This is a genomic window from Streptomyces sp. NPDC002886, from assembly GCF_042888445.1.
GTDB lineage: Bacteria > Actinomycetota > Actinomycetes > Streptomycetales > Streptomycetaceae > Streptomyces.
In genome coordinates, this window is record NZ_JBIAPV010000004.1 from 129,315 (window position 1) to 147,934 (window position 18,620).

General features: G+C 72.5%; 19 protein-coding genes. 6 read left to right on the plus strand and 13 right to left on the minus strand.

All coding sequences use genetic code 11. The annotated features are described in order from the left end of the window. Positions 1–474: 474 nt before the first annotated feature. A complete protein-coding gene (locus ACFYYB_RS19035) occupies positions 475–2,430 on the plus strand; it encodes a bifunctional metallophosphatase/5'-nucleotidase (RefSeq protein WP_389436356.1) in 1,956 nt (651 codons plus the stop codon). Between the two features lie 28 nt (positions 2,431–2,458). Here the strand turns inward: ACFYYB_RS19035 and ACFYYB_RS19040 are convergent, their stop codons facing one another. Both ACFYYB_RS19040 and ACFYYB_RS19045 read right to left on the minus strand, forming a co-directional pair. Further along, positions 2,459–3,826, minus strand: coding sequence for a sensor histidine kinase (locus tag ACFYYB_RS19040; protein WP_389437206.1), 1,368 nt, complete (start codon positions 3,824–3,826; stop codon positions 2,459–2,461). A 124-nt stretch (positions 3,827–3,950) separates the two neighbouring features. Further along, entirely contained in the window at positions 3,951–4,628 is a 678-nt protein-coding gene (locus tag ACFYYB_RS19045) for a response regulator transcription factor (protein ID WP_243333090.1), read from the minus strand. Positions 4,629–4,760: 132 nt separating this feature from the next. Here ACFYYB_RS19045 and ACFYYB_RS19050 point away from each other — a divergent pair, with 132 nt between their 5' ends. After that, complete coding sequence (locus ACFYYB_RS19050; protein WP_389436357.1) at positions 4,761–5,468, plus strand: PepSY domain-containing protein; 708 nt, start codon at positions 4,761–4,763, stop codon at positions 5,466–5,468. A 155-nt stretch (positions 5,469–5,623) separates the two neighbouring features. Here ACFYYB_RS19050 and ACFYYB_RS19055 read toward each other — a convergent pair whose 3' ends face one another. The 3 genes from ACFYYB_RS19055 to sigK all read right to left on the minus strand — a co-directional run bounded on the left by ACFYYB_RS19055 (position 5,624) and on the right by sigK (position 8,810). Beyond that, entirely contained in the window at positions 5,624–7,255 is a 1,632-nt protein-coding gene (locus tag ACFYYB_RS19055; protein ID WP_389436358.1) for an AMP-binding protein, read from the minus strand. Between the two features lie 203 nt (positions 7,256–7,458). Further along, on the minus strand, positions 7,459–8,205 hold the full coding sequence (locus tag ACFYYB_RS19060; protein WP_389436359.1) for an anti-sigma factor domain-containing protein: 747 nt from the start codon (positions 8,203–8,205) through the stop codon (positions 7,459–7,461). Beyond that, positions 8,202–8,810 (minus strand): ECF RNA polymerase sigma factor SigK, encoded by a 609-nt coding sequence (gene sigK, locus ACFYYB_RS19065; protein WP_389437207.1) that lies wholly within the window; start codon positions 8,808–8,810, stop codon positions 8,202–8,204. The genes ACFYYB_RS19060 and sigK overlap by 4 nt, the downstream gene beginning before the upstream one ends. A 378-nt stretch (positions 8,811–9,188) precedes the next feature. Between sigK and ACFYYB_RS19070 the strand changes: the two genes are divergently transcribed. From ACFYYB_RS19070 to ACFYYB_RS19085, 4 genes are all read left to right on the plus strand, one after another. Beyond that, a complete protein-coding gene (locus ACFYYB_RS19070) occupies positions 9,189–9,428 on the plus strand; it encodes a chaplin (protein ID WP_389436360.1) in 240 nt (79 codons plus the stop codon). 336 nt (positions 9,429–9,764) lie between these two features. Next, complete coding sequence (locus ACFYYB_RS19075; protein ID WP_389436361.1) at positions 9,765–9,887, plus strand: hypothetical protein; 123 nt, start codon at positions 9,765–9,767, stop codon at positions 9,885–9,887. A gap of 80 nt (positions 9,888–9,967) precedes the next feature. After that, on the plus strand, positions 9,968–10,621 hold the full coding sequence (locus ACFYYB_RS19080; protein ID WP_389436362.1) for a fasciclin domain-containing protein: 654 nt from the start codon (positions 9,968–9,970) through the stop codon (positions 10,619–10,621). A 294-nt stretch (positions 10,622–10,915) separates the two neighbouring features. Next, on the plus strand, positions 10,916–11,533 hold the full coding sequence (locus tag ACFYYB_RS19085) for an RDD family protein (RefSeq protein WP_389436363.1): 618 nt from the start codon (positions 10,916–10,918) through the stop codon (positions 11,531–11,533). A 56-nt stretch (positions 11,534–11,589) separates the two neighbouring features. On the opposite strand, the gene ACFYYB_RS19090 is transcribed toward ACFYYB_RS19085, so the two are convergent. The 8 genes from ACFYYB_RS19090 to ACFYYB_RS19125 form a co-directional block, all read right to left on the minus strand. Further along, on the minus strand, positions 11,590–12,426 hold the full coding sequence (locus ACFYYB_RS19090) for a serine protease (protein ID WP_389436364.1): 837 nt from the start codon (positions 12,424–12,426) through the stop codon (positions 11,590–11,592). Positions 12,427–12,649: 223 nt separating this feature from the next. Continuing rightward, positions 12,650–14,143 (minus strand): IMP dehydrogenase, encoded by a 1,494-nt coding sequence (locus ACFYYB_RS19095; RefSeq protein WP_327308773.1) that lies wholly within the window; start codon positions 14,141–14,143, stop codon positions 12,650–12,652. Positions 14,144–14,504: 361 nt separating this feature from the next. Next, complete coding sequence (locus ACFYYB_RS19100; protein WP_389436365.1) at positions 14,505–14,846, minus strand: TcmI family type II polyketide cyclase; 342 nt, start codon at positions 14,844–14,846, stop codon at positions 14,505–14,507. A gap of 20 nt (positions 14,847–14,866) precedes the next feature. Continuing rightward, positions 14,867–15,346, minus strand: coding sequence for an SRPBCC family protein (locus tag ACFYYB_RS19105; protein ID WP_389436366.1), 480 nt, complete (start codon positions 15,344–15,346; stop codon positions 14,867–14,869). Position 15,347: 1 nt separating this feature from the next. Further along, the gene (locus ACFYYB_RS19110) at positions 15,348–15,605 is read right to left on the minus strand and encodes a phosphopantetheine-binding protein (RefSeq protein ID WP_112448182.1); all 258 of its coding nucleotides are present in this window, start codon (positions 15,603–15,605) and stop codon (positions 15,348–15,350) included. Between the two features lie 18 nt (positions 15,606–15,623). After that, positions 15,624–16,859, minus strand: a complete 1,236-nt coding sequence (locus ACFYYB_RS19115; protein WP_389436367.1) for a ketosynthase chain-length factor — start codon at positions 16,857–16,859, stop codon at positions 15,624–15,626. Further along, on the minus strand, positions 16,856–18,139 hold the full coding sequence (locus tag ACFYYB_RS19120; RefSeq protein ID WP_327308769.1) for a beta-ketoacyl-[acyl-carrier-protein] synthase family protein: 1,284 nt from the start codon (positions 18,137–18,139) through the stop codon (positions 16,856–16,858). Before ACFYYB_RS19120 ends, ACFYYB_RS19115 begins: the two co-directional genes overlap by 4 nt. Then, positions 18,136–18,582 carry a cupin domain-containing protein gene (locus tag ACFYYB_RS19125; RefSeq protein WP_243333070.1) on the minus strand — a complete coding sequence of 149 codons (447 nt, stop codon included), beginning with the start codon at positions 18,580–18,582 and terminating at the stop codon, positions 18,136–18,138. The genes ACFYYB_RS19120 and ACFYYB_RS19125 overlap by 4 nt, the downstream gene beginning before the upstream one ends. Between the last annotated feature and the right edge of the window lie 38 nt (positions 18,583–18,620).

Consider the following 18,620-nt stretch of genomic DNA (forward strand, 5'->3'; position numbering starts at 1 on the left):
TCGTCGAACGGCGGCGGTCCGTCCCGGGGACCCCCGTCGGGTGGTCGAGTGAGGGAGTACATCCGAGCCCGGAGCGCGGAGTAACGAGAACCGGCCTTCGTCGCGGACCGGCGGGAACGGGCACGCGAGGCACGCGGGGACGGGGGTCCGGAGCGGGCCCGGGGACCAGAACGGCCTGATCCCGACGGAGCGCGGGGGAAAGGCCTTGCACGCCCCCGGCTCACGCCGGGAGCCGGGTCCGGAGGCGGGTCCCGAGGCGGTCCGGAGACGGGTCCGGAGGCGGTCCCAAGGCGGTCCCGAGGCGGGTGCTCACAGCTCGTCCGCGAGGCCGTCGGCGGTGCTCGTTCGCCGACAGGGTGAAGTTCCCCGGCATTTCGCCCCGGCACCGGACCGCGCACCGCGGAAGGTCACCGGACGCGTACAGACTGCATCCGGATGTGCGGGAGTTGGCCCGCCGGCGGATCGGGAGCGTTGATGGAGGAGTTCGGCCGGCGCCGGTTCCTGGCCCGGGCCGCGGGAGCCGCCGGGGCCGCCGTCGGCGTCAAGGCCCTCACCGGAACCCCGGCAGCCGCCACCCCCGCCGCGGACGACGCCGCGAGCGCGGCCGGGTACGTGGACGTACAGCTGCTGCACATCACCGACCTGCACGGCTACCTGTCCGCTCCCCCGGCCCGGGACGCGGTCCTCACCGGCGCGGGCGGCCGTACGTACACGGTCGGCGGGGTCGCCTACATGGCCACCCATCTGGCCCGCTTGCGGGCCGGACGGGCCAACTCCTTCTTCTTCGCGCCGGGCGACCTGTTCTCCGGCTGGGAGTTCCCCGCCTTCACCCTCGCCGACGAGCCGACCATCGAGGCCCTGAACCGGCTCGGCCTGGACTTCGCGACCGCCGGCAACCACGAGTTTGACCGCACGCCCGGCTTCCTGCGCCGGCACATGGAGGAAGGCCTCCCCTACGACGGGGCGGGAGCGACCAACACCTTCCCCGACTCGGGCGGCGCCCCCTTCCACGGCGCCGACTTCCGCTACTACAGCGCCAACGCCGTGTCCACGGCGAGCGGGGAGACGGTTCTCCCCCCGTACAACATCGAGTGGGTGGACGCCCCGGGAGGGCAACGGCTGCCCATCGGGTTCATCCACCTGACGGCCACCGGCACCGAGACCTTCGGGAACTCCTTCCAGCCCGGCCTCACCACCCTGGACCAGCTCGCCTCCGCCAATCTCTGCGCCGCCCGACTCAAGTCGCTGGGGGTGGGCGCCATCGTGCTCAGCATGCACGACGGGGCGGTCGCGGGCAGCGACTTCGATTCCGGCAGCGAACCCAGCGGTCCGGCCTACGAACTGGCGCTGCGCGTGTCCCCGGACATCGACGCGATCGTGACCGGCCACTGGCACTACGCCTTCAACATGATGCTCCCGGATCCCGACGGCCGGCCGCGGCCCTTCGTCGAGGCCGGCTGCCACGGGCAGATCATCGGCGAGATCACCCTGCGGCTCGACCCCGCCACCGGTACGGTCGTCCGCGCGCTCACCAGCTCCGTCAACCACCCCAACACCCGTGACGTGGCCCCCGATCCGGTGCTCAAGGAGGTCGTCGACCACTGGACCGGCTTCGCGCAGCGGCACGGGGCGGGTGTCATCGGGCGCCAGCGCGCCTCCTTCCAGCGCCGGCTCTCCGCGGCCGGGGAGTCCACCATGGGCAACCTGGTCGCCGACTGGGCGCTGTGGGCCGCCCGCCAGGCGCCCGACTCCTTCGACACCAGCCCCCGGCCGGCCCGGTCCGGCGCGGACCTGGCGCTCATCGCGATCGCCCCGCGCGCGGGCCGCAGCGTGATCAACACCGACCTGCTCGCCGGCCCCGCCCTGGACGACCCGGTGACCTTCGAGCGGGCCTGGCGGGCCGTGGGCTACGGGTGCCCGCTGGTCAGCGTCGAGGTGAGCGGGCACCGGCTCCTCGAGGCCCTGGAGCAGCAGTGGGCGCTGGACGCCTCCGGCGTGCTGACGTACGCCCCGCTCGCGGTGTCGGACAACGTCCGGTACTCCTTCGACGCGGCCGGGCCCGTCGGAAACCGGGTGGCGCCGGGCGACGTGCTCCTCGACGGCCTCCCGCTGCGGCCGGAGGCCTCGTACCGGGTCGTGACCACCTCGTACACGCTCACCGGGCAGGACGGCTACCCGGCCCTCGGCGACCACCGGGAGCCGGCCCGCCACCGGCGGGACACGGACAGCTTCCCGGCGTACGTCGCGGCCCTGGGCACCCTGGAGGCCGTCTCCACGGGCCGGGTCTCCGTGAAGCCCGCCGCGTTCCTCGATCCCCCGGGTCGCGAAGGCCGGCTGTTCCCCCCTGCAGACCCGGTACCGGGAGTACCCGCGCCGGTCGCGGCGGAGGAGGAGGCCGCGCGGGACGCGGGACGCCGCCCGGTGTGCTGAGCCCACTCCCCCGGCCAGCCGGGCGCCGTCACGGGCCGAGCGGGAGCCTGGCGACCAGGCGGGCCCCCTTCGGGGAGTCCCGGACGGCCAGGGTGCCGCCGAGGCGCAGGGCGATGTCGCGGGCGATGGCCAGGCCCAGGCCGGTGCCGCCCTCGTCGCGGGCGCGGGCGTCGTCGAGCCGGGTGAAGCGTTCGAAGACCCGTTCGCGGTCGGCGGGCGCGATGCCGGCTCCGTCGTCGGTCACTTCGAGTACGGCCTCGTCCCGGAACCCGTCAACGCGCAGGACGAGGGTGACGTGCTGCTCGGCGTGCCGGCCGGCGTTGTCCAGCAGGTTGGTGACGAGCCGCGACAGCCAGATCGTGCTGCCGCGGACCGTGATTCCGGGGGCGATGTCCGCCCGGACGGGAACGCGCCCTCCCCTGCGCGCACGGGCCGCTTCGCCGACCACCTCGGTGAGGTCGACGGCGGTGGCCGGCGGCGGCTCCGAGGTGTCGAGGCGGGCGAGCAGGAGCAGGTCGGCCGCCAGGTCCTGGAGCCGTACGGTGTCCTCCAGGGCGCCGCTGACCAGTTCGCCCCACAGCTCGGGATCCGGGTGGGCCTGCGCGACCTCCAACTGGGTGCGCAGCACCGTGATCGGGCTGCGCAGTTCGTGCGAGGCGTCCGCGATGAAGCGGCGCTGGCGGATTCCGGCGGCCTCCAGCCGGTCCAGGGTGGCGTTCATCGTGACGGCGAGCCGGGCCACCTCGTCGCGGGTGGCGGGTACGGGCACCCGGCGGTGGAGTTCGCGGTCGCCGATCTCGGCGACCTCGGCGCGGATCGCCTCGACGGGCCGCAGGGCCCACCCGGTGACCCGCCAGGTGATCAGGGCCACGACGAGGACGAGCAGCGGGACCACGACGGCCAGCACCGCCATGATCGTCGCGTCGGCGGTGTCGGCGTCCCGGAGCGAGGTGCCGGCGTAGACCGTGACGAGGCCCTTGGAGGTGACGGTGGTGACCTGCACGACGCGCTGGCGGTGTTCCTGGCGGACCCGGCCGCCCTTCCAGGTGTCGCGGACCGTACCGGGTGCGGCGGGCGGTTCGGGCACCAGGGCGGGGCGGCCGGTGAGGTTGGGGCTGGACGCGAGCACCCGGCCCTGACCGTCCACGACCTGGATGAAGTCCGATTCATGGCCCGGGACCGGTACGGGCCCCAGCTCCCCGGTGGCCGCCAGCGCGGCCACCTTGACGGCCCGCCGTTCGGCGTCGTCTTGGGCGCTCATGGTCATGTTGGTCTCCAGGGCCCCGAGCAGAGCGACGGAGGCGACCCCGAGGGCCAGGGCCACCACGGCGGACGCGCCGAGGGTGGCCTGGGCGCGGACGGACCGCGGACGGAGCCGGGACGCGGCCCGGCGCAGGCGGTGCGCGAGCGCGCGGGGGCGTGCCCGGTCCTCGCCGGCCTGACCGGTCTCGTAGGCCCGGCCGGTCTCGTGGTTTTGGTCGGTCTCGTTGTCGTGGTCGGTCTCGTGGGCGTGGTCGGTCTCAGCCACCGTCGGCCGCCAGCCGGTATCCGGCGCCGCGCACGGTTTCGACCGCGGCCCGGCCGAAGGGCGCGTCTATCTTCCGGCGCAGGGCGCTGACGTGGACCTCCACAACGTTGAGGTCCCCTTCGTAGGCGGCGTCCCAGACGTGCTCGAGGATGTCCCGCTTGGGTACGACTTCGCCGGCCCGGCGCGCCAGGTGCACGAGCACGGCGAACTCGCGCGCGGTCAGCCGGGCTTCGACGCCTCCGCGCGTGCAGCGCTGCCGGGCCGGGTCGACGAGGAGGTCGCCGAACTCCATGACCTGCGGACTGCGGCGGCCGGTGCGCCGGATCAGCGCCCGCAGGCGGGCCACGAGGACCACGTAGGAGAAGGGCTTCGAGAGGAAGTCGTCGGCTCCGGTGTCCAGCGCCTCGGCCTCGTCGTACTCGCCGTCCTTGGCGGTGAGCATGAGGATGCCGGACTCGCAGCCGGCCGCGCGCAGCCGGGCGCAGACCCGGTAGCCGTTGAGGCCGGGCAGCATGATGTCGAGCACGATCGCGTCGTAGTCGTGTTCGCCGGCCATCCACAGGCCTTGCGGACCGTCGTGTGCCGTGTCCACAGTGAAGCCCTCGGCCCGCAGACCCCGTTGCAGGGCGGCGGCCAGCCGCCGCTCGTCCTCGACCACCAGTACGCGCATGGTGCAAGGTTCTCAGGTCGCGCCGCGGGCTTGCTGAAGGGTTCTTCAGCTCGCTTCAGCGGGGCTTCAGCATCCTGCTCGCAGGATCGGCCGAGCCGGGCACGACGCCCGGAGAACCCGAGGAGCATCCAGATGACTCAGTCCAGTCCGCAGCCGCCCGAGTTCCCCCCGGCCACCGTTCCCGCCGAGGGTGGCGGCGAGGGCGCCGGCGACCCGGCCGGCAAGCCGGCGGGGCGCGGCGCTCGGATCGCCCGCTTCACCCGGTTCGCCCGTCAGGGCCGGGGACGCTGGGTGGCGCTCGGGCTCGTGGTGGTGGCGTCCGCCGGAGCGGGCGCCGCGGTCGTTGCCGTGGCGGACCACGAGCACGACGTCCGCCGCACGCGGGCGGAGCGGGTGTGGGACCGGTTCGACGTCGAGCGGGAGGGCGGGGGCAAGATGGCGCTGCCGATGCCCGCGCACCCCGGAAAGCCCGGCGAACCGGGCAAGCCCGGCCTGCGGGGTCAGAAGGGCGAGCGGTTCGCCTTCCCGCCGGACGGACCCGACGGGGTGCCCGGCGGGATGCCCGACGGCAAGGAGAAGTTCGTCATGGACGGGCCGGACCGGGCCCCCGTACCGCTGCCGGCGCTTCCGGCGGCCCAGGCCCTGGAGAAGGCGGAGGCCGCCGTGCCCGGCGGCAAGGCCGAGGCACTGCGCGTGGTCGCCCAGGAGGGCGGCGGCAGCGCCTGGCGCGTGGTGGTCCTCGGCTCCGACGGGGTCCGGCACGCCGTGACCCTGGCCGGCGCCGACGGCGCGGTCACGAGCAACACGGTCGCGGGCAAGGGCGCCGGAGCGGCCCGCTGACCCGGAGTCGAACACCCGCCCGGTGTCCCGTAGGGCCGCGACGGCGGTACTCGGCACCGGGCGGACGGCGACAGGCCGCCGATGCCCCCTGCCAGTCGGAGACCCCTGTCAGCCGGTGACCCCTGCCTGCCCTCCTGCCGGCCGGTGACCCCCTGTCAGGAGGGCAGGCCCAGCAGCCTGGCGGCCGTCTCCCGCATCTCGATCTTGCGGATCTTGCCCGTCACCGTCATGGGGAACTCCTCCACCACGTGGACGTAGCGCGGGATCTTGAAGTGGGCCAGCCGGCCCGCGCAGTACGCGCGCACGGCCTCGGCGGTCAGCGGCTCGGCGCCCTCGCGCATCCGCACCCATGCCATGAGCTCCTCCCCGTACTTCGGGTCGGGTACGCCGATCACTTGGACGTCCATGATGTCGGGGTGGGCGTGCAGGAACTCCTCGATCTCGCGCGGGTACAGGTTCTCGCCGCCGCGGATCACCATGTCCTTGATGCGGCCGGTGATGCTCAGGTACCCGTCCCCGTCCATGACGGCGAGGTCTCCCGTGTGCATCCAGCGGGCCGCGTCGACGGCTTCGGCGGTGCGCTCGGGCTGGTCCCAGTAGCCGAGCATGACCGAGTAGCCCCGGGTGCACAGTTCGCCCGGTTCGCCGCGCGGGAGGGTCCGGCCGGTGGCCGGGTCGACCACCTTGACCTCCAGGTGCGGTCCGACGCGGCCCACGGTCGAGACGCGGCGCTCCACGGAGTCGTCCACGCGGGTCTGGGTGGACACCGGCGAGGTCTCCGTCATGCCGTAGCAGATGGACACCTCGCGCATCCCCATCCGGTCGATGACCTCCTTCATCACCTCGACCGGGCAGGGCGAGCCCGCCATGATGCCGGTGCGCAGGCTGGAGAGGTCGTAGGTCCCGAAGTCCGGGTGGGCCAGCTCGGCGATGAACATGGTGGGGACCCCGTAGAGCGAGGTGCAGGCCTCCGCCTGAACGGCGGCCAGGGTCGCTCCCGGGTCGAAGGCGGGCGCCGGGATGACCATGGCAGCGCCGTGACTGGTACAGGCGAGGTTCCCCATGACCATGCCGAAACAGTGGTAGAACGGGACCGGGATGCAGACCCGGTCCTGCTCGGTGTAGTGACACAACTCGCCGACGAAGTAGGCGTTGTTGAGGATGTTGTGGTGCGAGAGGGTCGCGCCCTTGGGGAAGCCGGTGGTCCCGGACGTGTACTGGATGTTGACGGCGTCGTCGGGGCTCAGCGCGGCTTGGGCGCGCAGGAGTTCGGCGCGGTCCGCGCGGCGGCCGCGTTCCTGGAGGGAGTTCCAGAGCGGGCCGTCGAGCAGGGCGGTGAACTCCAGGTCCGGACAGCGCGGCCGGACCTCCTCGATCATGGCCGCGTAGTCGGAGGTCTTGAACCGGTCCGCCGCGACCAGCAGCCGGATCCCGGACTGGCGCAGGACGTACTCCAGCTCGTGGGACCGGTAGGCCGGGTTCACGGTGACGAGGACCGCGCCGATCCTGGCGGTGGCGTACTGCACCATCGTCCACTCGGGACGGTTGGGAGCCCAGATGCCGACCCGGTCCCCCTTGGCGATCCCGAGGTCCAGGAGGCCGAGCGCGAGGGCGTCCACGTCCGCGGCGAACTGCGCGTACGTCCACCGGCGCCCGGAGGCCATGTCGACGAGGGCGTCGCGGCCGGGGAACCTGCGCACGGTGCGGTCCAGGTTCTCGCCGATGGTGTCGCCCAGCAGCGGCACCTCGCAGGCCCCGGACGCGTAACTCGGCTCGAAGGACGGCACGGACGACACATGGACCCCCAGGGCTCGGTGGCGGGCGCCGGAGCCCCATCGCCCCGGCGCCCCCTCATGATCCACGCGACCCGCGGCCGGGGCCAGCCCCCGGCGGGACGCGGTGCGGCGGCGCTGCTCGGCCCGCCCGGGACCCGGCGGGCGGGTGGCCCGAGCCCTCGCTCGCGGCCACCCGCCCGGGTGTTCCGTACCGCCTACGCCGGCAGAGCGAGCAGGAGCAGGGGGCTGGTCGTCGGCTGCGGGGATCCGCCGGCGGGCTCCAGCGTCAGGCCGACCGCCGTGGCCGTACCGAGGTCGCCGTCGAGCACGGCGGCCCCGTCGCCGGTGAGGAAGCCGGCCGGGCGCATCGCGTCGCCGTCCGCCAGCCAGAGCTGGTACGTACGCCCCTCCCCGGCGGCCGGCAGCCGGTCGGCGAGGAACACCGCCCGGTCCCGTGCGGCGGAAGTGATCACCGTGGCGGCGGCTCCGCCGCTGGTGCGGCCGTGGACGGTACGGGCGTCCGGGGCGGTGACCACGGCCCGCAGCTCCTGGCCGCGCGCCTCGGCCTGCCGGGCCTCCTGCCGGGCACGGTCCGCCCGCCCGTTCTCGTAGAGCGCGGCGCCGCCGAACAGCGCCGCTCCGACGAGGGAAGCGGCGACCACGAAGGCGCCGGCCCTGCGCGGCAGCCGGTCCAGGAATCCGGCCGCCCTGCGGACGCCGACCCGCGGGGGCAGCTGGCGGACGGTCTCGATGCGGGCGAGCACCTCCGCCTTCAGCTGCGGCGGGGGTACGAGGGCCACGGCGGAGGCCAGCCGCCCGGCCGTGGCGGAGAACTCCGCGACGTCCCCGGAGCACGACGCACAGCGGGCCAGGTGCCGGGAGAAGGCCTCCTGTTCACCCGGGCCGAGCGCGTCCAGTACGTAGGCCGCGGTGAGGGTGTGCAGTTCTTCGTCGTGCTTCACGTGGTCACCCCCATGCAGTCGCGCAGGCGGATCAGTCCGTCGCGCATCCGGGTCTTGATCGTGGGAAGAGGAGTCTGGAGGGTCTCGGCGACCTCACGGTAGGTGAGCCCCTGGTAATAGGCGAGGGTGACGGCCTGCCGCTGGAGCTCGGTCAGCCGGCGCAGGCAGCGCTTGACCTGATCGCGTTCCAGCCGGGTCTCCACCTGTTCGCTCACCTCGTCGAAGGGCCGTTCCTGCCCGCGTACGCCCATGTCGTGCTCGCGGTTGGCCGAGGCCTGGGCCGAGCGGACCCGGTCGACCGCCCGGCGGTGGGCGATCGTGGCCACCCAGGCCATGACGCTTCCCTGGTCGGGGCGGTAGCGGGCGGCCTGGCGCCACACGTCGATCATCACCTCTTGGGCGACCTCCTCCGACTGCGCGCGGTCGCGCACCACCTTGACCGCGATGCCGAAGACGGTTCCGGCCACGGCGTCGTACAGGGCGGAGAAGGCGTCCTGGTCGCCCTGCGCCACGCGCGCCATCAACTCCGCGAGCTCGGCCGCGGCCGATCCGGGCCCGGCGGCGGGGCCCGGACCGCTGCCCGGGCCGGGTCCGGGGAAGCGCATCCTCTCGGGGTTCACCTGAGCTCCCCCCGTGTACGGCCGGGCCCGGGCGGGCACGGCGGTGCCGCGAGTGGTTCTCGCCGGTCCATCCATCGCATGAACGATCCTTCGTGGCAGGCGCACCTGTTCCCCGTCCGCCGGGGTCGCGGTGCGCGCCGGGTCCTTGCTGTCTCACCTTGTCTTCGGAGCCGGCCCGCGAACGGATTGGCCGACATACACGCGAAAGGCATCCGTTCGGGGGAACCGTCCCCCCGGGACCAAACCGTGCCGGGGGTCCGGGCCGAAGGAGGGCTGCGGGCCCGGTTCGGGGCCGCCGCGCGGCGGGTCACGGGGCGAAGAGCCCCGGAGTCCGCCGCCGCACAGCCAGCAAGGAGATCTGTCGTGTCGCGTGTCCTCAAGAGTGCCGTACTCGCCCTCGCCTCGGGCGCCCTTCTCGTGGGCGGGGCCTCCGCGGCCTCGGCCGACGCCGGTGCCCAGGGCATCGCCGCCTACTCCCCGGGGGTCGGCTCGGGCAACCTGATCCAGATCCCGATCCACATCCCGATCAACGCGTGCGGCAACTCGATCAGCGTGATCGGGCTGCTCAACCCCGCGTTCGGCAACACCTGCGTCAACGCCTGACGCAGGACCCGGGCCACAGTCTCCGGCCCGCCGCCGACAAAGGGGCGGCGGCGGGCCGGTGGTCCTGCGGACCGGCGGGGAGTGGGTCGCCACTCCTGAGCGCCGCCGGAACCCGCGGGACCCGCGCGGGCGGCGGCCGTCGGCGCCGCCGCCCGCGTGCGGGGCCTCGCGGGGTGAATCCGCGGGGAGCGCCGGTGCACGGGATCGCTTCCGTACGGGTCCATGCCGTACGGGTCCATGCCGTACGGGCGCCGCACAAAGGTCAACACGCCAACGGATTTTCACTTGATCGGATGACCGACCCATCCGGAAGCGATCCCGCGCCGAATGAGAGTCGTGAGCATCGACCGAAGGACACGCGAGCGGGTCGGGGTCCGGACCGCGCCGCGGGCCCCCGCCACGCCGGACGGCGCGAGCGGCGGGCACGGCGTCATCGTCACGGTCGACCGACCGAACTGAGCCCGTTTCATCACCATTTCACACACTTTCCCCTTTCCTTCCGCACGCACCGCCCCCCGACCCCTTCTCTGGAGAACGCCATGAGCACCCTTCGTTTCCGCCGCACCGCCCTCGCCGTCGCCACCGCGGCCGTACTGCCCTTCGCGCTGGCCGCCTGCTCCGACGCCGACTCGGGCAAGGACTCCGCCGCCGGTGCGGCCGCCTCGGCGAGCGCCGACGCCTCCACACCCGCCGCGGACGCCTCGACGCCGATGACGGCGGACGGTCCCTTCGGCGCCGCGTGCGCCGGTGTCCCCAAGGAGGGCGCGGGCAGCTTCGACGGCATGGCCAAGGACCCGGTCGCGACCGCCGCGTCCAACAACCCGGCGCTGTCCACCCTGGTGGCGGCCGTCAAGCAGGCCGGGCTCGTCGACACCCTCAACAACGCCAAGGACATCACGGTGTTCGCGCCGACCAACGACGCCTTCGCCAAGATCCCGAAGGCCGACCTCGACAAGGTCCTCGCCGACAAGGCCACCCTCACCAAGATCCTCACCTACCACGTGGTCGGCGAGAAGCTGACCCCGAAGCAGCTGGAGAACGGCTCCTTCACCACGCTGGAGACCGGAAAGGTGACCACCGCCGGCTCCGGCGAGACCTACAAGGTGAACGGCACGTCCAACGTGGTCTGCGGCAACGTCCCGACCGCGAACGCCACCGTGTACATCGTCGACACCGTCCTGATGCCGAAGTAGCGGTGGCGCCGAACCGGTGACCCGCGAGGGCGCCGGTCGTTGTAGAAGCGGTCAGCGAAGTGGCCCCCGGAGTCCCGGACCCGTCCTCAGGGTCCGGGACTCCATGCTGTGCCCACCGAAACGTCACTTGGTCCGCACACGGACCGGCACATGGGGTGGCGGATTGGACAAGTGGCCGATGTTACTAACACCATGGCCCCCGCAAGTTCGCGGCTGCGCAGGGGGCAACCCGCTCGTCCCACGTCCCTCCGCACGTGCCGCTCGTCCCCGCCACACCCCTGGAGAGACTTCGCCATGAGCTTCGGCGACCCGAACAACCCCTACGGCCAGCAGCAGCCCCCGCAGGGTCAGCCCGGCTACCCGCAGCAGGCCCCGCAGGGTGTCCCCCCGCAGTACGGCTACCCGCAGCAGCCCATGGGCGTCCCCCAGCAGCAGCCGTACGGCGCGTACCCGCCGGCCGGCATGCCGCCCATGCCGGGCGCCGGAATGCCGCCGCTGGCGCACTGGGGCCTGCGCGTCGGCGCGACCCTCCTCGACGGTCTGATCATCGCGGGCCCGATGTACGCCCTCATGTTCATCGGCATCGCGCTGAGCGACGACTCGAGCAACTCCGCTGCCGGCATCCTCCTCATGCTCGGCAACCTCTACGCCCTCGGCATGTTCATCTTCCAGCTCTACAAGGAAGGCTCGACGGGCCAGACGATCGGCAAGAAGGTCGTCGGGATCAGCGTGCGCCGCGAGGCCGACGGCAACGTCCTCGGCTTCGGCATGGCCTTCGTCCGCAAGATCGCGCACTTCCTCGACGGCATCTCCTGCTACATCGGCTACCTGTGGCCGCTGTGGGACGAGAAGAAGCAGACCTTCGCCGACAAGGTGTGCAGCACCGTCGTCATCGTGGTTCCCAAGGGCTGACCCGGCCCGACGTCGTCGGGGCCCGTCCGGATTCCGGGCGGGCCCCGACGCGTTCGCTACGGCTTGGGGAGCGTGCAGCCGGGGCGGCTCAGGTCGATCGCGTTACCGGGGCCCACGCAGGGGACGATGATGTAGGTCTGCTGCGCGTAGTTGATGCCCTTCCGGACGGTCACGGCCCCGCTCTCGGACACCTCGCACGGGTTGTTCACCGTGCACGACGCGCCGTCCTCGTTCCCCGTGTTGTTCACGGCGACCACTTTGCCCGTCGTCGTGTCGATCACCGGGGAGCCCGAGGTGCCGCCGATGGTGTTGCAGGACGAGGTGTAGCGCAGGGAGTCCTTCCAGGTCCACTCCCCCTCCTTGAGGCGGTAGGCGAACCCGTCGACGGTGCAGCTGTACGTGCGCTTCCAGTACCCGGAGACCACCTTGATCGAGGTGCCCTGGACCGGGTGGGCGTCGTTCAGGGTGAGCGCGTTGATGCCGTACTGGCTGCTGATCTGCGCGTAGGTCTTGGTCAGCTGGTAGATCGATATGTCGGTGTCGGTCATCGTGGCGTACGAGATCTTGCTCGCGCGCAGCGTCGCGACCTTGGAGCCGGAGGCGTTGAGCAGCGAGAAGGAGCGGCTGGAGGCCTTGTCCTTGACGACCTGTCCGGCCGCCGGCATGCCGGACTCCAGACAGTGGCCGTTGGACAGGACGAGCGCCGGGTCGGACGGCAGCGAGTTCGGCACGCGGACGACGGAGCCGGAGCAGTTGCTGAGCGCGACCGTACCGGCGAAGTTGACCGCCACGGCCTGGGCTGCCGTGTCCCGGGGTGCCTGGGCCACGGCCGGCGAGGCCGCCGCTCCGGTGAGGAGCAGGGCGAACGCGGCGCCGGCGAGAGGCTTGTTCATGTGGGGGTTCCCCTCTGGGTGACAATGCGACCGAAGATCCTTCGGTTGTCATGCGCATTGTTAAGAGGTGGACCTCAACCCACAAGAGGGCCTTGGCAGTTCAGGCCTCTCAGGCCTTTCAGGGGAACGGCCGTAATCGGACTTGCGGCGCGGGCGCCTCGACCGATAGGAGGACGGCGGGCCGGGAGCCTCCCCCGCACCCGCCGCCCGGGAACCTAGGCGCCTACACCGACATCGGGGTGTCGCGCAGGGTCACGTTGGCGTGGCTCTCCTGGAAGCTCTGGTCGGAGACCAGGGTCAGCCGGGCCGTGGAGCGGAACTCCTCGAGGGTGGTGGAGCCGCAGGACACCATCGTGGTCTTGAGCTTGGCGATGGTCACGGCGAGCCCCTCGTCGAGGTCGCCGGCGTACGGGACGTAGCCGTCGACGCCCTCCTCGAAGATCAGGCCCTGGCCCCCCTGCCCGTAGCGCTGCCAGTTGCGGGCACGGTTCGAGCCCTCGCCCCAGTACTCCTTCACGAAGCCGTCCCGGGTGGGGAGCTTCGCGCCGGCCGCCTGGTCGAAGCGGGCGAAGTAGCGCCCCATCATGACGAAGTCGGCGCCCATCGCCAGGGCCAGGGCCGTGTGGTAGTCGTGCACCAGCCCGCCGTCGGAGCAGATCGGCACGTACTCGCCGGTGCGCTCGCCGAAGGCGTCCCTGGCGGCGGCGACGTCCAGGACCGCGCTGGCCTGGCCGCGGCCGATGCCCTTCTGATCGCGGGTGATGCAGATGGAGCCGCCGCCCACGCCCACCTTGACGAAGTCCGCACCGGCCTCGGCGAGGAAGGTGAACGCCTCGCCGTCGACCACGTTGCCGCCGCCGGTGGGGATCTCCGGGTAGTGCTTCTTGACCCAGGTCAGGGCCTGCGCCTGCCAGTCGCTGTAGCCGTCGGAGGAGTCGAAGCACAGGGCGTCGGCGCCCGCCTCCAGCAGGGCGGGAACGCGCTCCCGGTAGTCGTGGGTGTTGATGCCCGCGCCCACGCGCAGGCGCTTCGCGGCGTCCACGGCCTGGTTCGGGAAGCGCTTGTTGTCCGCGTAGTCGGACCGGAAGACCAGGTACTGCAGGTGGCCCTCGGCGTCGAGCACGGGAAGGCAGTCGAGCCGCTGGTCCCACAGCCGGGCGTTGGCTTCGGAGAGCGTGGTGTCGGCCGCCGCGTGCGGAAGGTCGGCGACGGCGGTCATCCGGCCGCTCACCGGTCCGTCGAGGTCGTGGCGCTGCGGGTGGAAGTCGCGGGAGGTCACCAGACCGAGCAGGCGGCCGGTGCCGCTGCCGTCGTGGGTGACCGCGGCGGTGCTGTGCCCGGTGCGCCGCATCACGGCGACGAGGTGGCTCAGGCTGTCGTCGGGGCGGACGTTGGTGTCGCTGGTGACGAATCCGGCCTTGAAGTTCTTCACCTGGCGGACGGCCGCGGCCTGGTCCTCGATGGACTGGTTGTGGTGCAGGAAGCTCAGACCGCCGTTGCGCGCGAGTGCGATGGCGAGTTCCGGTGTGCTGACGGCCTGCATGATCGCGGAGGTGAACGGCGAGCCCAGTTCGATCGCCGACGGTTCTCCGACGACGTGCCGCACCAGGGGCGTGCGCAGGGTGACCGTCGCGGGCGAGCAGTCGCTCCGGGTCCGGTTGGGAAGGAGCAGAAACTCGTTGAACGTCCTTGATACCTCGGCGATGACCTGTGCCACTCGTTCCTCCTACCCCGTCGGCCGGAACCCGGCTGCCCGGCCGTGAAGACCGCCCCGTGTTCCAGGACCCGGGCAGGCAGGTGTCGGCGCGGCAGCCGCGGAGGTCTTCACGCGCTGCGGCGGAGCCCTGACCTGCCCGCGGCTCGCACCGGAGGCGGTCGTGACCTGGCACCTTATCCACAGCCCCGCCACCACGCGAAATCCCGCCCGCCCCGACGGCCAACGCCGCCCGCGAGCGGCCCGGTTGCCCTCCTCGCGAAGGCCATCCGCGCTCACCCCGCCCGGACACGCCGGCGGGCCCCGCACCCTGGTGGGTGCGGGGCCCGAGGCCTGCCGTTCGCGCGCGGGGTGGTCCGTACGGTCAAGCCGTGCGGGTGGCGCCGGGGCGCTCCCAGCGGTAGAACTCCTGGGCCATGGCGTCCTTCGGGCTGCGCCAGGTCTCCGGGTTGTGCGGGCTGACGTAGGCGGTGAGCCGGTCGCTGAGGTCCCGGAACTCCGGGTGGCCGGTGACGTCGGCGATGGCCGGACCGGGGGGCCGGTCCGACTCGATGAAGTGCATGTACACGTCGCCGAACTGGAAGAGGCTGCGGCGGGTGACCCCGACGAGGTGCGGCAGTTCGCCCGCGTCCGAGGCCGCGAACAGCTCGGCGATGTCGGGGGCTGACTGCGGCGCCATGCGGGCCACGATGAGAGCGCGGTGCATCCGGTGTGCTGCCTTTCGTCTCAGACGCGGCTGGCCGCGGGCGTGCGGCTCTCGCGTTCGCGCTGTTCGATCTTCTCCCTGATCAGTTCCATCTGGATCTTGGAGTTCCGGTTGATGTTCTCGGTCATCCAAGCGTCGTCGACGGGTGCCGCGGGCTTCATCGCGAAGTCCTGGGTCCACACCATCCGGGTGCCGCCGGGGACCTCGAAGTACTGCCAGTGGATGTCCATGTGGTCGAACGGCCCGGTCTCGACCCGGCGGGCACGCACGGTGCGGCTGACGGGGTCGGGGGTGCGTTCGGAGACCCAGCTCCACACGGTGCCGTTCTCGTCGGGGTGCATCGTCAGGCGGAAGCGGGTGGTGGGCCCGTCCTCCTCCAGGACCTCCAGCGAGGCGTACTCGCTGAACAGCTGCGGCCAGCTGGGGAGATGGTTGGTCATCTCCCAGACGGTGTCGATGGGCGCCTTGACGACGATTTCGTTCTCGGTGTGTCCTGCCATCTCAAGCTCCGGTCATCAGGCTGGTGTTGACGAGTTCGAGGAACTCCTTGGGGGTCTTGCACCGGTCCGCGTCGGTGGGCAGGGCCCGGCCGCGCTGGTTCTCCAGCAGCCCGACGATGCCGAGCAGGCCCAGCGAGTCGAGGCCGTAGTCGTCGAACAGGGAGTCCGGGCGGTTCTTCATGTCGGCCGGGTCCACGGTGATGCCGGCCCCGGACTTCATCAGGGCGGCCAGCTCCTCGACGGTCAGTCGTTCGGACATGAGCGGCTCCTTCTGTCTCTAGGAGGGGATCTTGAGGACGAGCGCGGCGTTGGAGCCCATCAGGCCCCTGCTCAGCACGAGCGCGGTGCGCAGCTGTGCCGGGCGGGCGCTGCCGGTCACCACGTCGAGGTCGTGGCACACGTCGAACACGTTCGGCGTGGGCGGGACGATGCCGTGCTCCAGGGCGAGCACCGCGGCTGCGGTGTCGAGGGCGGGTGCCGCGCAATAGGCGCGGCCCGTCCCGGTCTTGGGCGCCGTGACCGGCACCTTGCGCCCGTGGGCGCCGAGGGCGGAGAGGATCGCGGCGGCCTCGGCCCGGTCGGCTTCCGGGGTGCCGAGCGCGTCGGCGAAGACCACGTCGACCTCCTCGGGAGCGCAACCGGCTTCCCGCAGGGCGCCCTTGATCGCGTGGGCCAGGCCCTCGGCGGACGCATCGGCCCGTTCCGGGTGGTGCGGGCCGGTGAAGGTCGCCGCGTGCCCGGCCAGCAGGGCCCGGACGGACGCGCCGCGGCGCAGGGCCGCCTGTTCCTCCTCGACGAGGAACATCGCGCCGCCCTCGGCGGGTACGAAGCCGCAGGCCTTGTCGGTGAAGGGCCGGTAGGCCCGGTCGGGGTCCTCGTGGGTGCTCAGGGACTCGTAGCCGAGCTGGCAGACGATGGAGTACGGGGCCAGGGGCGCCTCGGTGGCTCCGACCAGCATGGCCTTGCTGCCCTGGTGGATGGCCCGGGCGGCGTGCGCGAAGGCGTCGAGCCCGCCCGCCTCGTCTGCGGCGACGACCCCGCAGGGCCCCTTGAGGCCCCTGCGGATGGAGATCTGGCCGGTGCTGGCCGCGTAGAACCAGGCGATCGACTGGTACGGGCCGACGTAGCGCGGGCCCTGGCCCCACAGGTGCTGCAGCTCGCGCTGCCCGAACTCGCCGCCGCCCGATCCGGCGGCGGTGACCACGCCGACGGAGAAGGGGTCGTCCTCGTAGTCGGCCCGGCCGAGCCGGCCGTCCTCCAGGGCGAGGTCGGCCGCGGCGAGGGCGTGGTGGGTGTAGCGGTCGGTCTGGACGAGATAGCGCTCCTCGACCATCGAGGCCGGGTCGAAGCCCCGCACCTCGCCCGCCACGCGCAGCGGGAGATGTTCGCAGCCCTCCCGGGTGACCCGGCCCAGGACCGAGGCGCCCGACTGGGTGGCCTTCCAGAAGGCCTCGGCGCCGATGCCGTTGGGTGCGACGACTCCGATGCCGGTGATGACCGTACGGACGCTCACGAGACCACCTCCTCCTTGCGCTCGTCGGGGCGGGTCATGACGACCGCGGACTGGAAGCCGCCGAAGCCGCTGCCGACGGAGAGCACGTTGCGCAGGGTGCGCTCCCGGGCGACGCGCGGGACGTAGTCCAGGTCGCATTCGGGGTCGGGGGTCTCGTAGTTGGCCGTGGGAGGGACGACCTGGTGGGTCATCGCCAGGACGCAGGCGGCCAGTTCGATCGCCCCGATGGCGCCGAGGGAGTGCCCCACCATAGACTTGATGGAGGTCATCGGCGTCTTGTAGGCGTGGTCGCCCAGGACCTTCTTGACGGCCGCGGTCTCGTGGCGGTCGTTCTGCTTGGTCCCGGAGCCGTGCGCGTTGACGTAGTCGATCTCGCGGGCGTCGGTACGGGCCTGGGCGAGGGCGGTTTCGATGGCGCGGGCCATCTCCAGACCCTCGGTGGTCAGCCCCGTCATGTGGTGGGCGTTGCCGAAGGTGGCGTAGCCGCCGATCTCGCAGTAGACGGTCGCGCCGCGCGCCCGGGCGTGTTCCAGCTCTTCCAGGACGAGGACGGCGCCGCCTTCGCCCAGGACGAAGCCGTCGCGGTCGGCGTCGAAGGGCCGGGAGGCGTGGGCGGGGTCGTCGTTGTTGGGAGAGGTGGCCTTGATGGCGTCGAAGCAGGCCACGGTGATCGGCGAGACGGGCGAGTCGGAGGCGCCGGCGATGCAGACGTCCATCTTGCCCTCGGCGATGGAGTGGAAGGCGTAGCCGATGGCGTCGAGTCCGGAGGTGCAGCCGGTGGAGACCGTCTGGACCGGTCCGCGCGCCCCCGTCTTCTCCGCGACGGCGGAGGCCAGGGTGGCCGGGGTGAAGGCGCGGTGCAGGTGGGCCCCGGCGAGCCGGTGGTCCACGTCCCACCAGTCGCCCGACTGGCTGACGGCCACGTAGTCGTTCTCCAGGCGGGTGGTGCCGCCCACGGCGGTGCCGAGGGAGACTCCGGTGCGCCAGGCCTGGTCCGTGGTGAGGTCGAGTCCGGCGTCGCGCACGGCTTCGGCGGCGGCGACCAGCGCGAACTGGATGTACCGGTCCGCGCGGGCCGCCTCTTCGGCGCCCAGGCCGTGTGCGGCGGGATCGAAGTCGACCTCCGCGGCTATCCGGGAGCGGAAGCCGGTCGGGTCGAAGAGGGTGATGCCGCGGGTCGCCGTACGGCCGTTGGAGAGCAGCTCCCAGAACGCGGAGGCGCCGATCCCACCGGGGGCGACGACGCCGACCCCGGTGACGGCCACGCGTCGGCGGGTCACGAGACCGCTCCCGCGCGGTCCGGGGGCCGCTCCCAGGCGGAGCCCTCCGGGTGGACGGCCTCCTCGGTGTCCACGTGCCCGAGCTTCGGGTCGGGGGCGAGCGGTCCGAGGTGGAAGACCATGCGGGCCTCGGTGCCGCCCACGTTGCGGAACCGGTGGCGCACGTTCATCGGGACGAGGAGTCCCTGGTCGGTGAGGAGCGGGTGGGCCTCGCCGTCGAGGTCGACCTCGAGCTCGCCGGCGACCACGTACACGAACTCCTCGGAGTACGGGTGGTAGTGCTCGGCGATGTGCTCGCCCGGCGCCATGACGGCCAGGCCCATGAAGCCGCTGGTGCAGCCCACCGAGGTGGGGGTGAGGACGGCCCTGAGGTCGCCGCCGCGCCGCGTGTTGGGCTGCGTCTCGCTGAGGTCCACGATGTGCGGTGGGCGTTGTCTGGTCATGGCGGTGGTTCCTCCTGGCAGTGGGGAGCCTGGACGGG

Coding starts and splice junctions, on each gene's coding strand:
- ACFYYB_RS19035 (WP_389436356.1), top strand. CDS start 475: ATGGAGGAGTTCGGCCGGCGCCGGTTCCTGGCCCGGGCCGCGGGAGCC.
- ACFYYB_RS19045 (WP_243333090.1), bottom strand. CDS start 4,628: ATGCGCGTACTGGTGGTCGAGGACGAGCGGCGGCTGGCCGCCGCCCTG.
- ACFYYB_RS19050 (WP_389436357.1), top strand. CDS start 4,761: ATGACTCAGTCCAGTCCGCAGCCGCCCGAGTTCCCCCCGGCCACCGTT.
- sigK (WP_389437207.1), bottom strand. CDS start 8,810: ATGCGCTTCCCCGGACCCGGCCCGGGCAGCGGTCCGGGCCCCGCCGCC.
- ACFYYB_RS19080 (WP_389436362.1), top strand. CDS start 9,968: ATGAGCACCCTTCGTTTCCGCCGCACCGCCCTCGCCGTCGCCACCGCG.
- ACFYYB_RS19085 (WP_389436363.1), top strand. CDS start 10,916: ATGAGCTTCGGCGACCCGAACAACCCCTACGGCCAGCAGCAGCCCCCG.
- ACFYYB_RS19090 (WP_389436364.1), bottom strand. CDS start 12,426: ATGAACAAGCCTCTCGCCGGCGCCGCGTTCGCCCTGCTCCTCACCGGA.
- ACFYYB_RS19100 (WP_389436365.1), bottom strand. CDS start 14,846: ATGCACCGCGCTCTCATCGTGGCCCGCATGGCGCCGCAGTCAGCCCCC.
- ACFYYB_RS19105 (WP_389436366.1), bottom strand. CDS start 15,346: ATGGCAGGACACACCGAGAACGAAATCGTCGTCAAGGCGCCCATCGAC.
- ACFYYB_RS19110 (WP_112448182.1), bottom strand. CDS start 15,605: ATGTCCGAACGACTGACCGTCGAGGAGCTGGCCGCCCTGATGAAGTCC.
- ACFYYB_RS19125 (WP_243333070.1), bottom strand. CDS start 18,582: ATGACCAGACAACGCCCACCGCACATCGTGGACCTCAGCGAGACGCAG.